At 68.0% G+C, this 13,901-nt stretch carries 7 protein-coding genes; 5 read left to right on the top strand and 2 right to left on the bottom strand.

Translation table 11 applies throughout. The features are described from left to right. Positions 1–60: 60 nt before the first annotated feature. Positions 61–657 (bottom strand): hypothetical protein, encoded by a 597-nt coding sequence (locus tag ITJ43_RS11605; RefSeq protein WP_194584012.1) that lies wholly within the window; start codon positions 655–657, stop codon positions 61–63. Positions 658–819: 162 nt separating this feature from the next. On the opposite strand from ITJ43_RS11605, the gene ITJ43_RS11600 reads away from it, so the two are divergent. The 5 genes from ITJ43_RS11600 (at position 820) to ITJ43_RS11580 (ending at position 8,707) form a co-directional block, all read left to right on the top strand. Continuing rightward, positions 820–2,202, top strand: a complete 1,383-nt coding sequence (locus tag ITJ43_RS11600) for a polysaccharide biosynthesis tyrosine autokinase (RefSeq protein WP_194584011.1) — start codon at positions 820–822, stop codon at positions 2,200–2,202. A 65-nt stretch (positions 2,203–2,267) separates the two neighbouring features. After that, positions 2,268–3,746 (top strand): glycosyltransferase family 39 protein, encoded by a 1,479-nt coding sequence (locus ITJ43_RS11595; protein WP_194584010.1) that lies wholly within the window; start codon positions 2,268–2,270, stop codon positions 3,744–3,746. A 213-nt stretch (positions 3,747–3,959) separates the two neighbouring features. Further along, positions 3,960–6,500 (top strand): right-handed parallel beta-helix repeat-containing protein, encoded by a 2,541-nt coding sequence (locus ITJ43_RS15345; RefSeq protein WP_194584009.1) that lies wholly within the window; start codon positions 3,960–3,962, stop codon positions 6,498–6,500. A gap of 147 nt (positions 6,501–6,647) precedes the next feature. Then, positions 6,648–7,397 (top strand): hypothetical protein, encoded by a 750-nt coding sequence (locus ITJ43_RS11585; RefSeq protein ID WP_194584008.1) that lies wholly within the window; start codon positions 6,648–6,650, stop codon positions 7,395–7,397. Positions 7,398–7,414: 17 nt separating this feature from the next. Beyond that, entirely contained in the window at positions 7,415–8,707 is a 1,293-nt protein-coding gene (locus tag ITJ43_RS11580) for a hypothetical protein (protein WP_194584007.1), read from the top strand. A gap of 131 nt (positions 8,708–8,838) precedes the next feature. Here ITJ43_RS11580 and ITJ43_RS11575 read toward each other — a convergent pair whose 3' ends face one another. Continuing rightward, positions 8,839–13,842 (bottom strand): PKD domain-containing protein, encoded by a 5,004-nt coding sequence (locus tag ITJ43_RS11575; protein ID WP_194584006.1) that lies wholly within the window; start codon positions 13,840–13,842, stop codon positions 8,839–8,841. Between the last annotated feature and the right edge of the window lie 59 nt (positions 13,843–13,901).

The following is a 13,901-nucleotide window of genomic DNA, read 5'->3' as shown; positions in this document are numbered from 1 at the left end:
CCCCGCCGTCATCCTACCCAGTCGACGCGAGCTGGCCAAGACCCACAGCTCCGCGCCCCGTCACGCGACGGCGGCACTCACGATCTGCACGACCTGGTCGGCGTCGGCGCGCAGACGCGCGAAGAGCGCCCGGTGGCGTGCGGCGCTCTCGCGGTGCGCGTCGGGGATGTCCACCGGGGAGGCGGCGGCGGCGCGGCGGCCGAACAATCCGCGCGCCGGCGGCGGTGTGGATGCCAGCAGCGCGCGCCGACGATGCAGATCAGCTCCGAGTGCGCTCAACCCTTCGAGCGGCGCCGACTCTGCGGACGCCGCCAGGAGGATGAACTCTCTCACCGTGAAGGTCCGCGCGCGCGCGGATGCGTCGAGCAGCGCGATGGCCCCACGCTCGCGGGTCGTCGCGGTCAGGATGAGAGCTGCGCGCTCGACGTCACCGACCTTCAGCGGACGCGATCGATGCGCGTCGCCGCGCTCAGCCGCCTCGGGCGGGAGGCTGGCGCGTGCAATGTCGCACATCGGCTGTCCGGACTCGGCGCGGACACCCCGACTCACCACCAGATACCCGGCGTCGAGCCGATCGAGTTCGGCTCCGACCGTCGCCGCGAGATACGGCGACCGGCAGACGTTCTGCGCGCACACCACCAGGATGCGTTGGCTCACGACATGCCTCGGGACGATAGGCGCACAGCCACCACACTAGGCCTCGGCACGCCGCACCCGTTCGCGACGAAGCAATGGGATAGGCGTCGTCAATTACCCCGCGCACCGGGCAGAATAGGCAGAACCCCTCCGCAGGCCGGGGCTCCACCGAAACGAGGCACAGTGACCCTTCGCGATTACGTCGTATCGCTGCGAAAGAACTGGATCGTCATCGTTGCGCTCGCCGTGCTGGGCGCGATCGGCGGCTACGCCTACGGCCAGACCCAGCCCGACCTGTATCGGTCGCAGTCGTCCGTGATGGTCATCCCCGCCCGCGGAGACAACACGAGCGAGCTCGTGCAGGGCTCGAACTACGTGCAGAACTTGGTGCAGACGTACGCCGTCGTCGCGACCTCGCCTACCGTGCTCGACCCGGTGATCCGATCGCTGGGCCTCAACACCTCCGCGCAGGCTCTCGCGAGCACCATCTCCGTGGAGTCTCCGCTGAACACGGTCGTCCTCAACATCTCGGTCGTGGCTCGCGACGCGGTGACGGCCCAGCAGATCGCCGATGCGGTGGCCACGGAGTTGTCCAACGAGGTGCAGGATCTTTCGCCGCAGAATGCGGACAACAAGCCGGCGGTGCGGGTACAGACGATCACCCCCGCGAAGGTGGCGGCCTCCCCCTTCGCGCCGAATGTCCGCCTCTTCGTCCTCGTGGGTGCAGGTATCGGACTTGCGATCGGCATCCTCTACGCGGTGCTGCGCCGGCTCCTGGCCACGCGGCTGGTCAGCCGCGCCGACGTCACCGCGCTCACCGAGACGCCGTTGCTCGGCGAGGTCTACCAGGCCGGCACCGGGGTGTCCCTGGCCGCTGCGGTGCGCTCGGCGCCGCGCAGTTCGGTCACGGAATCGGTCCGGAACATCGTCGCGAACCTCCGCTTCGCGAACCTGAACGGCGTGGCGCAGGTGATCCTCGTGACCTCCGCCACGTCCGGCGAGGGCAAGTCGTCGGTGAGCGTCGCGATGTCGGAGATCCTGGCCGAGCAGGGCGCGCGCGTGCTCCTCATCGACGCAGACCTGCGCCGAGCCTCCATCGCAGAGCTGACCGGCCTGGAGGGGGCGGTCGGTCTCACCACCGCCCTTCTGGGCGACGTCTCCGTCGCCGATTCGGTGCAGGAATGGCAGCCGCACCTCGACGTCCTCACGAGTGGAGCGCTCCCGCCCAATCCTGTGCAGCTGCTCACGTCCGCGCAACTGCGCAGCCTGCTGGTCTGGGCGCGTGAGCACTACGACTACGTCATCATCGACAGCGCTCCCGTCCTCGCCGTCAGCGATCCACTGTGGCTCGCACCCAACGCCGACGGCATCGTCGTGGTCGCCCGCTCGCGCATGACGAAGCGCGACGCGCTCGCACGCACGCTGTCCACCCTCGAAGCCACGCGGGAGTCGATCCTCGGCATCGTCCTCAACGGTGCGAAGACGACCGACCTCGGGCCCTACTACGAAGTCCAACCGGAAAAGCGTGGCCGCCGATCGGCGGCGCCGCGCGAGTCCACCGCGTGACGTCCGCGACCACGGGGAAACGTTCCTCACTCCTGGCCGCGCGGCTCGCGCCGGCGGGGCTCTTCGTGGTCGCAACACTCCTGGCGACGATCATGTCGCCGACCGTCTCACTGTGGACCGATGAGTCGATCACTCTGTCGGCGGCATCCCGCACGCCGACGCAGTTGTGGGCGCTCCTACAGCACATAGACGCCGTCCACGGCGTCTACTACGCGTTCGTGAACGGCTGGATCCACCTTTTCGGGGACTCGTCGTTCTCGGTCCGCCTCCCGAGCGCGCTCGCCGCGGGGGCGACGGCACTCGGCATCCTGTTTCTCGGCCGGCTCGTCGCCAGCGCCGCCACGGCATGGACCGCGGCGATCGTGTTCGCCACACTCCCCCGGATCACGTGGGGCGGCATCGAAGCCCGCCCCTTCATCTTCGCGGCCGCCGCGGCGGTATGGGCGACGTATCTGCTCGTCCGCGCGACGCGCTCGGCCTCACGCGCCTTCTGGGTGGCCTACGGAGCTGTCGCGGCGCTCGGGGTGGCGATCAACATCTACCTCGCGCTCGTCATCGTCGGCCACGCGGTGACCGTGCTCCTGACCTCGCGCGATCGCCGCCGGATCACGCGTTTCACCGTTTCTGCTGTCATCGCACTCGCCCTCGCTTCCCCGGTCATCCTCCTGGCCCGCTCGCAACAGAGCCAGCTCGGCGACCAGGGCGATAGAAACGTGCTGAGCATCGCGCGGAAGGTTCTCGTCAACCAGCTGTTCCTCGGCGAGACCCCTTCGACGGATGCCGCACCGACGTGGTTCACCCGCTCGTGGCAGATCGCGGCCGTGGTCGCGGCCGCGATCGGGCTGCTCGCGATCGTCCTTGCCATCGTCCGGCGCCCGGCTGTCGGCGACGACCGCAGAGTGATCCTCGCTGTCGCGCTCCCGTGGTTGATCGTGCCCACGGCGATGATCGCCGCCTACGCCGTGCTCGCCTCGCCGATCTACCAGCCGCGATACCTGACGCTCGCGGCACCGGCCGGCGCCCTGCTGATCGCGGCAGGAGTGCGAACGATCCGCGCGCGGGTCTGGGCCGCCAGCGGCGCCATCCTCTATGTCGTCGCGATCGGCATCGTCTTCGCCTCCCAGCGCATTCCGTTCGCCAAGTCAGGGAGCGATTGGTCCGCCGCGGCGGCCGCGGTCGAACGGGGCGCCACCACCGGGGATGCGGTCTACTTCGCCCCGCGTGACACCGATGGGCCGACGGGAACCGCCATGCTGACCTCGCGCCGCATCGCATACGCGTACCCCGCCGCCTTCGAGAACCTGCGCGATCTGACCCTGGAGCGCACGGGCGCCGAGACGGCCACGCTCGACGGATTCTCCCGCGGGCTGGACGCGGTCGCGCTGCCCGGCGATATCGATCGGATCTGGGCCCTGTACAGCAAGAAGGGCCCGGCGTCGGTGCGCAGCGAATCCGACACCCTTCTTCGCGAAGCCGGCTTCCACGGCACGGTTGTCTGGGAGGGCCCGTCGACGACCGTCATCGAGTACTCCCACGACGACTGAGGCCACAGAACTCGGCGCTCCGCCGGCGTCCCCGGCACGCCCCGGTGAGAAAGGTCTCATACGGACAGGGCGCCGACGGGCGCCGCCTATCGTGTGAGCAATCCCGAGGGCGCTCCCGAAGAGCCTCACCCACCGCACGCATCGGGACCTCGATCCGCGCGTCGCCCCGATGACCTCGCGTGTCACGCAGTCAACTGCCTCAGGAGCCGTACCGTGAACACACCTCCCTCCCACCCGTCCGGTGCCGTGTCTCGGCGGCGCCGCTGGGCGGCCCGCCTCAGCACGCTCGTCGTCGCGGCGGTCGCCGCAGCGACGCTCGCACCCCAGGTGGCGACCGCCGCACCCACCACCGTCTTCAGCGACGACTTCGCACGGAACGTGGCGGGGAGCTGGGGAGCCTCCGCCGCCGGTTCCTACGCCGGGTACTCCGTCCCGGGCGCGTTGTCCGTGGACGGAAGCGCCGCGCAGCTGAATCTGGCTCCCGCGCAGTCCGTCTCTGTGCTGGCGGGCACGGGGAGTGCGGGAGACGTGCGCGCCGATGCGTCCATCCGCCTCGGCCAGAGTGCGGGCCGGTCGTACTTCGCCTTCATCCTCCGCTATCAGAACGACGGCTCCGCCTACCGCGGGCGCCTGGAACTGGATGCCGCGGGCACACCCACCCTCGCCGTCTCACGTGCCGGAGGGGGAAGCGACAAGCAGCTCGCCGCGGTGCGCCTCGCACAACCCCTCGACCGCGGTGAGTGGTACACCCTGTCGTATTCGGTGACCGGCACGTCGCCGGTGACGGTGCGCGCCAGCCTGACGAAGCGAGGTGCCGATCCGGCGACACCCCAGTTGACCGCGAGTGATGCCGACGGGTCGAGGATCGAAGACGCGGGGCGCGTCGGGCTCTGGGCGTACATCTCGAGCAGCGCTACGAAGAACACCGAGCTCAGCCTGGATGACCTCGCGTTCGCCGATGGCGCGGCGCCGTTGACCATCGCCGGGGGACCGAGCCCCACGCCGACGCCGACCACGACACCGACACCGACACCGACCGCGACACCCACCCCCACGACACCCCCGGCAGCGACACCCACTTCCACGCCGACCACGCCGCAACCGCCGGCCACCGGTGGAGGCTCCGCGTCGTCGGGGGATGCCGGGTCCGTGGACGTCGGCCGAGCGGCCTACCCTGTGCCCACCGGCGCCGTCTTCGTCGACGCACACGCGTTGCGCAGCGGAAACGGCTCCGCCTCCTCACCGTTCACGACCGTGCAAGGCGCGATCGACGCCGCAAAGCCCGGCGGAACGATCGTGGTCCGCACGGGCGTCTACCACGAGGCTCTCTCCATCCCCTCGAACAAGCCCCTCACGATCCAGGCGTATCCGAACGAGGCGGTGTGGTTCGATGGCTCGCGGGTCGTCTCCGCGTGGACTCCGTCGGGCTCGGTCTGGGTCTCCACCGGATGGACCACGTCGTTCGACAGCTCGATGCGCGGTCAGGCGTCGATGTACGTGAGCAGCGACCATCCCACCGCCAATCGGCCTGACCAGCTCTTCGTCGACGGGATCGCACTTCGGCAGGTCGCCAGCGCCGCGGAGGTCGTTGCGGGCACATTCGCCGTCGACGACGCCGGCGACCGGTTGGTTCTCGGCACCAATCCGAATGGCCGCGAGGTTCGCGCGAGCGATATCAGCCAGGCGATCGACGCGACCGCGCCGAACATCACCCTGCAAGGCTTCGGCGTCCGTCGTTACGCGACCACCTTCGGCGCGACCGCCCAGGTGCGCATGCACAATACGGGCGCCGTTGTGCGCAACCTGGTGATCGAGGACGGTGCGTTCATCGGCCTGGCCGTCCAGAATGACGACAGCGTCATCGACCATGTCACCGTGCGCCGCAACGGCATCATGGGCATCGGTGTGAACCAGGCCTACAACCTCGTTCTCAGCAATTCCCTCGTGACCGACAACAACGCGCAGCACTTCAACGACATCCCCGTGGCAGGCGGTATCAAGATCACGCGTTCGCGAAACGTGACCGTGACGGGAAACGTCGTCAGCAACAATGACGGCTCCGGCATCTGGTTCGACGAGAGCTGCTACGACGTGAAGATCGTGCGCAACACCGCGAACGACAACTCGACGAGCGGCATCCAGCTCGAGCTCTCCGATACGGCGGTCATCGCCGGCAACACGTCGACCGGAACGCGGACCGGAATCCAGATCATCAACACGGGAAACGTCCGGATCTACAACAACGAACTGGGAGCCAACGCCGACAACGGCATCCGCCTTCGCCAAGACGCCCGCCGATCCGCCACACACGCGACGGGACGCGACCCTCGGATGGGCATCGACTCCCGCGTCCCCTGGATCACGCGCAACATCACCATCGCCAACAACGTCTTCGGTTCGGGAGGTCGCTATTCCATCCGAGCGAACGACGGCGCGACCAACCGGCCGGTGGACAGCTGGAATGTGGTGATCACCGGCAACCTGTTCAACAACAAGGCTGCGGGCGGCCCGACCATGGTGGCCTGGGGAACGGGAGACAACCGTTCCTTCGAGGGCTACCAGTCACCGGCCGAGCTGAGCGCAGCCAAGAACCGATCGTGGGTCAACGCGATCGCAGCCTCGGCGCTCCCCCTCGCGTCGATGGCATCGGCCGCAGCTTCCGCTGCCTCGACGGCGGCTCCGATTCCCGCCGATGTCGCCGCTCTGTTGGGCGTCGGGACCACCCAGAGATTCGTCGGGGTCCGCTCGCGATGATCACCCGGTGGACGGCCTCGCGCTTCACACCGAGAATCCGGGCGCGAGGTCGTTCGACCCTATACTGAACTGCACGCCAGCGGACGAGGGGTTCGAGCCGGCGGCAGCAGGGGGACGTCGGTTTCGACCGACACGATGGAGGCACGTGTGAATCGTCACGGGGACGCCCAGCGAGTACTCCTTCTGACGGCGACCGTCACCCCCCACCCTCAGATGGGCGCCCTCGTCGTGCGAGCGCCCGACGAACGGTTCGAACAGTATCGGGCCGCGTTTGGGCACCTCGTCTCGTCCGGAGCAACGGAGCTGTTCGACGCCATCGTGCTGTGCGAAAACAGCGGCTTTCCGCTCGAGCGCTTCGACGACGTGTTCGCAGATTCTCAGGCCACGGTGGTCTACGCCCCCGTGGCGATGGACGAGTCGGCCGGGAAGTACGGACGCGGCTACTCGGAGATGCTCCTGATCGACAGAGCACTGGAACAGGTCGGCGATGTGGTCGGAGAGGGCGACCGGATCTGGAAGCTCACCGGGCGCTATCAGATCAAGAACCTCGCCAAAGTGGTGTCGACGTCGACGTCCTCGGCGGATGTGGTCGTCAGCCTGCGCAAGTACCCCTCGAAGTGGGCGGACCTCTATCTCTTCGGGTTCAACCTTCGCGCCTGGCGAGCGCTGTCGGCGCATCTCGACGAACTGAAGGCAGCGTCGGGATCGGTCGTCATGTACGACCTCATCGATGGTCTCTCCGCGCAGGGGATCGAGGTCACGGCTCGGCTGGGCGCGGAGCCCATCCTCGCGGGCGTGCGCGGTCACGATCAGCGCAACTACGATTCGGGCACGCAGCGACTCAAGCGCCGCGCGCGGCAGTTCCTCCACATCGTGGCCCCCGGGCTTCGGGTCTGAGCAGCTCACGAGGGATGATGAGCGTCGAGAGCACCTGGGTGTCGGCGTCGGCTCGGATGCTCCGCGGGGCGAAGTTCGAGACCACCGCCGCCGTCATCGCGATCATCCTGATCGGAATCGACATCCGGCTGCCGTTCAACGCTCCCACCAGCGTCGTCATCGGCACCGTCTTGTTCCCCGTGGTCTTCCCCGCGGCATACCGGTACACCTGGTTCCTGGGCTTCGTCGCCCTGGTGGTCGCGACGGTCGGCTGGGGTCTGTTCATGTCTGCGCAATCGCCAGAGCCCTCATCGACGTCGCTCGCCGTCGCACAGTGCCTCCGCGTGCTCAATCTGGTGTTCGCACTCGCGGTTCTCCTGTGGGCTCGAGGTCGCGTCGGCATCGCCCACACGGTGCTCGCCTTCGCGGGCGGCATGTTGCTCGGCGTCCCGCTCAGCGGCATCCATGCGCTCAACCCATGGAAGTTCGATCTCGGGTTACCGTTCACCCTCATCGCGCTCTCTCTGCCTTTCGTCTATCGCAAACGCGTGCCCCAGATCGTCACGGGTTGCGTCCTGATCGCCATCAACGTCCTGTTCAGCTCGCGCTCAGCAGCCGGATTCGTGCTGATCGCCGTCGCGCTCGGACTGACGGGCGGATCCGCCGCGGCCGTCGCCGGCGCACGGCGCAGCAAGAAGTGGCTTGCGTTGCGCTACGCCCAAGTGGTCGCTGCGGCCGCAGGCGCGTACTTCCTCCTCCAAGGAGCGATCCTGGAAGGGATGCTGGGTGAGGGCATCCAAGAGCGCACACAAGCCCAGATCTCTGCGGGCGGATCGGCCCTGGTGGGCGGTCGTCCCGAGATGGGCGCCTCGATCGCGCTCATCGCGGCGAACCCCTGGGGGTACGGGGCCGGAGCGCTCCCCACGCCGAGCCAGATCCTGATCGCGAAAGGCGGGATGGCCCGCCTCGGCTACGACCCCAACAACGGGTACGTCGAGCAGTACATGTTCGGTACCTCCTTCGAGGTGCACTCCACGATCGGAGACCTCTGGGTGACTTTCGGCATCCCCGGAGCGATCCTGGCGATCGTCTGCCTCATTCTGCTGCTCGGCGGAACCGGGGGCGCCATGGCGAACGGCACCATGTCGACGGTTCTCGTGTACCTCGTCATCCGCTCCGTCTGGGACCTGGGTTTCAGTCCTATCTATACGTCGGTTCTCCTGCTGCCCCTCGCACTCGCGGTGATCGCCGCGCCTCGGCGTGACCGTGTCGAGCCACCGGGCTCGTTCGCCGGCGGAGCAGCGGGGTTCGGTCCGCGGACCTTCGCATAGTGCTCTCGCCGTCGCGGCAAACGGCGGGGAAGGCTTGGCGGGCAGGGGAACACCCCACCAGTTCGGGATGGCTGATGGGGTGTTCCTGTCGATCGTGCCGGGCCGCGGCGATCGTCCGCCGGGCCGTTCGCCTACTGAGGCATCGTCGGGTCGATGACCACGATGTCAGTGAACGAGAGCGTCACCGGGTAGGCGTTTGCCGAGGTCGGCACGTAGGTGTCCAATCCCACCCAGCCCGCCGCCTGCAGCTCAGCGGTGGTGTCGGACTTCGAGATCTGCCAGCTGCTCGGCTCGGGGTTCGACGCCTTCCACAGCTTCGCTGCGAGCGATGTGGTCCCGACGCCCTTGACCTCGAACGACACGGTGTAGACGGTGCCGGGAGTCAGGACGAGCCCCGTCACGTTCACCGGTGCGCCGAAGCTCGACTGGTTGCGGAAGATCGCCAGTCGCACCGTTCCGTCCGCAGCCACGATGACGCGAGCGTTGTAGTTGTCCGCCCCCACCTGGCGACCGATCACGGTGATCTGCTGGCCGGCGGCGATCTTGTCGACCGAGAACGACGCGGTGACGCGGGTGTTCGAGCTGGATGCCGCCGCGAGACTCGCCCGCAGCCCGGTCGAAGAGCGGACCTTCATCTGTGCGGCGCCGTCGGCGACCGAGAACGACGAGGCCGCGCCCGACGCGATCGACCACGAACCGCCCAGATCAGCAGCACCCCACCCATTGGCCACAACGCGTTCGAAGGCATCCCGGGCAGTCACATTGCTGACAGGTGCCACCGCGACGACGGTGCGCGCGACGGAGCCGGTCGCGCCGGAACCGTCGGTGACCGTCAGGGTCACCTGATACGAGCCGGCGGCGGCGTAGGTGTGCGACGCCGTCGCGCCGGTGCCGCTCTGGCCGTCGCCGAAGTCCCAGGCATACGAGGAGATCGGCCCCTCGGGATCGCTGGATGTCGAACCGTCGAACGTCGCCGCGAGCGCCGACGCCGACGAAGTGAACGCCGCCGTGGGCGGTTGGTTCACCGGCGCAACCGTGACGTCGTGAGTCACAGATCCGGTCGCTCCCGCTCCGTCCGTCACCGTGAGGGTGACGTGGAAGGTCCCGCCCGTTGCGTAGGTGTGCGACGCGCTCGCCCCCGTCCCGCTCTGCCCGTCGCCGAAGTTCCACGCGTACGACGCGATCGGACCCTCGGCATCCGCCGATGTCGACCCGTCGAATGCCGCTCCGAGCCCGGTCACCGACGAAGTGAATGCGGCGGTCGGAGCCTGGTTCACCGGGGCGGCGGAAGCGACGACGTCGTGGGTGACCGCGTTGGTCGCGCCCGACGCATCGGCCACCGTCAAGGTGACGTGATAGGTCCCGGGCGACGCGTAGGTGTGCGACGCGGTCGCTCCTGCGCCAGAGGTCGCATCGCCGAAGTCCCACGCGTACGACGCGATCGGCCCCTCGGCATCGTTCGACGCCGAGGCGTCGAACGATGCGCTCATGTGACTGACCGTCGATGCAAAGGCTGCAACCGGCGGCTGATTCACAGGCGTCACGACGACGTCCTGTGAGACGGTTCCGGTCGCACCCTGGTTGTCGGTGACGGTGAGAGTGACGTGGTAGGTGCCCGCACTGCCGTAGGCGTGGGTCGCCGTCGCTCCGGAGCCGCTGTGGCCGTCGCCGAAGTCCCACCCGTACGATGCGATCGACCCGTCGGCATCCTTCGAAGCGGTGGCGTCGAAGGATGCGCTCAGCCCGGTGACCGACGACGAGAACGCCGCGGTCGGAGCTTGGTTCACCGGCGCGACGACGACATCGTGTGTCACGGACCCGGTCGAGCCGGCCCCGTCGGTCACGGTGAGCGTCACGTGGTACGTGCCGGCAGCGGTGTACGTGTGGGATGCCGCAGCGCCGGTTCCGCTCTGCCCGTCACCGAAGTTCCAGGAGTAGGCGGTCACGAGTCCCTCGGCATCCGACGAGGCGGATCCGTCGAACGAGGCCGCCAGACCAACGGCCGACGAGGTGAAGACGGCGACCGGAGGCTGGTTCACCGGCGCGGCGCCGGAGCCCATCGTCCAGTGCGAGCTCACCTGTGCCGCCGTGAGGGTCTGCGGGTAGACGGCGACCTCGTCGACCGCGCCGCGCCAGTACTGGTCGCCCTCCCAGCCGTTGTCCCCACCGACGCGCCAGTATCCGGTGTAGTCCTGTGCTCCGGTGTTGGCGCTCGTCGAGACGAGGGCGCCGTCCACGTAGAGCTCCATGCCGTTCGACGACATCTGAGCAACGGCATAGTGCCACTTGTTGTCGTTGTAGCCCGGCGAACTCTGGATGATCTGCGACGATCCCGTCCAGACTCCGAATTTCAGCGTGCCGTCGCCACTCATATAGAGATGACGGTCGTACGACCCGCTCGTACCGGTCTGCGAACTTCCGAATCCGAGGATCTTGCCGCCGGAGGTCGTGTTCGTCTTGAACCACGTCTCGAGCGCGAACGTCGTCGGGTTGGTGAACGCGGCATCGCTGGAGATACCCGTCTGGGTGCCGCCACTCGGATGGAGCGTGATCGCAGTGTTCGAGACCCCGGCGAGCGCGCCCACACCCCCCTTCGTCACGTCGCCGTAGTAGGTACCCGAGTTGGCGTCGGGAGCGGAATCGAGCGCCTTCGCCCCCGACGATTCTCCGACCCGCCAGTACAGAGTCGGCGACAGCCCGTAGACCGCGGCACCGTAAGCGTCGCTGGGTGCGGCCGTGATCGTCGACGCGCGGCCCGAAGCCACCCAATGGCTGTTGATCTGATTGCGGGTGAGCACCTTGTCGTAGACGGCGATGTCGGAGATCGATCCGTTCAGGTAGTTGCTGGAGCCCGTGTCGGGCCACCCGCCGAGGTTGTCTCCGCCGACGCGCCAGTAGCCGGTGTAGGCCTGACCCGACGTGGTGTCGGTGCGGCCGTCCACCCGCTTGCCGTCGATGAACAGCGACATGCCCCCCGAACCCATCGAGGCGACGACGTAGTGCCATTGGCCGTCGTTGTAGCCGGTCGAGGAGCGCACGGTTCGCACGCTGCCCGGGTACACACCGAAGGTGATACGCCCGTCACCCGACATGTAGACATGTCGGTCGTAGCTGCCCGAATCACCCGACGTGGAACCGCCGAACCCGACGATCTTCCCACCGGCGGTGCTCGTGGTCTTCACCCACGACTCGACCGTGAATGTGTCACGACCCGGTTCAGAAGCCTTGGACACCGCGAAGGATGTGTTGGCTCCGGCGAAGCTCGTCGCCGCGCTCGCGGTGGCGAGGTTGGGTCCGGTCGCGCCTCGGGTGGCCGAGTTCACGGCGAGATCGCTGCCGCCTGCCCAGTTCGCCGCGGTCGTGGTCGATGAGTCGCTGAGAGGCCAGTAGCTCACGGCGCCGTCGTTCAGCACGCCGAGCGCGTAGGCGGATGCCGCCGTCGACGAGACGGTCACGGGCGAGTACGCCCCCATTACCGCGTTGCCGTTCGGGTCGGTGGCCCGCACCCGGTATTGATAGGTCTTTCCGGCTTCGACTGTCTTGTCGACATACCGTATGTCGGGAAGCGTCCAGAAGTTCGAGTCGACGGTCGTCTCGTAGATCGGAGCAGAGACGCCCTCGCGGTACAGCTGATACGTCAGTCGGGTGTTGTCACGATCCCAGTTCGCGGCCCATGAGAGGCGCACCTCGCCGGCGCGGATCGAGAGAGCGGTCACGGGGAATCCCGTTCCGCTCAGGCGCGGGCCGTCGGTGTCGGGCGCGATGGCCTTCTTCGCGAAGCGCACGAGGCCCTGCTGCGCCACGTTGTTGATCTTGAGGAACTCACCGCCGTAGACGACGTAGTCATCGTTGGTGGTGACGTCCCACGCCGCCTGGCTCTTGCCGGTGTAGGAACCCACCTGCCAGTCGGGGAACCAGTTGAGCAGGGTCCCGGCCGGCTGTCCCGTGTAGGACTTGTAGCCGTAGATGTCCGAGGTCAGAGTGTTGCCGAGATAGTCCTTGGCAAAGGCGAGCGAGTGGTGGAACGACCAGGTCGGGCTGGTCTGCGGGAAGCCGCCGACGTTGCCGCAGTAGTGATCGTGCGAAGCGGAGTAGACGACTCCCGAACTCACCGCGACCGAGTAGTCGTCGCCATGGCAGTCCTGCAGCCAGACGAGGGATCCATCGGTCCAATTCGCGCGGAACACACCTTCGAAGCCGTCCTCGCTGCCGCCGCCGAAGTCGTACCCGGTGCCGTAGACGCTGTCGCCGTCGGAGTACAGCGCGTACATCGCGGCCTTCGTGCCGGCGTTGCGGATCAGATCGTTGACGGCCCAGGGCATTGACGCTCCGGTGATGGCGTCGAGCGCGGCCATCCCGCGTCCGGGGTTGGTCGAGCCGTTGGCACTCTCGAACGAGCCGGCGACCACCACCTTCGAACCGGTCGGGTCGACGACGATCGCGCGCACCCCGTACCCACCGGTAAGAGTGGCCGTGAACGGAAGGGCCTTGGACGTGGTGGCGCTCACCGACGCGATGCGCACGCGTGACGCTCCGCCGATCCAGCTGAAATCGCCGCCGATCCAGACGGTGTTTCCGCGCACAGCGATGTCGCTGACGGGACCATTCGGGGCGGGGTTCCACGGCAGGAGCGCGCCCGTCGCCGCGCTGAACGCGGCGATTCTGCTGCGCGACACACCGGCGATCGTGGTGAACGTGCCGCCGACGTAGATCGTGGAACCGTCGGGCGACGCCACGATCGATTTGATCGCGCCGTTCGCGCCGGGATTCCACGACGTCATGACGCCGGTCGAGAGCGTGTAGGCCATGAGGTTGGCGCGCGGCGACGTGTTCACCCCGGCAGCAGCGCCGGCAGGCCTGGCCGTGGTGAACTCACCGCCGACGAACACCGTGTCACCGGCGATCGCCTGCGTCCACGCGACGCCGTCGATCTGCGCGGTGGGCAACGGCACCGACGTGACCGTCTCCGGCTCGCCCGGCGCGGTCGGGGTGGTGTCGGCGTATGCCGGCGCCTCGGCCATCCCCACGCCGGCCAACACGATCCCTACCGCTGTCGCGACTGCCAGAAGTCGATTCCGTCGACCCCGCACGCCACGACGGGCCGCACGATGATCGAACGCAGCAAAAATGCTCACGCTCATTCCCCCGTCTGCCCGCCCCCGCGAGCAACGATCCCCGGCGCTCGACGCGCCGG

The sequence above is a fragment of the Microbacterium sp. VKM Ac-2870 genome, from assembly GCF_015350795.1.
GTDB lineage: Bacteria > Actinomycetota > Actinomycetes > Actinomycetales > Microbacteriaceae > Microbacterium.
This window is presented reverse-complemented; position numbering and strand designations above follow the sequence as displayed.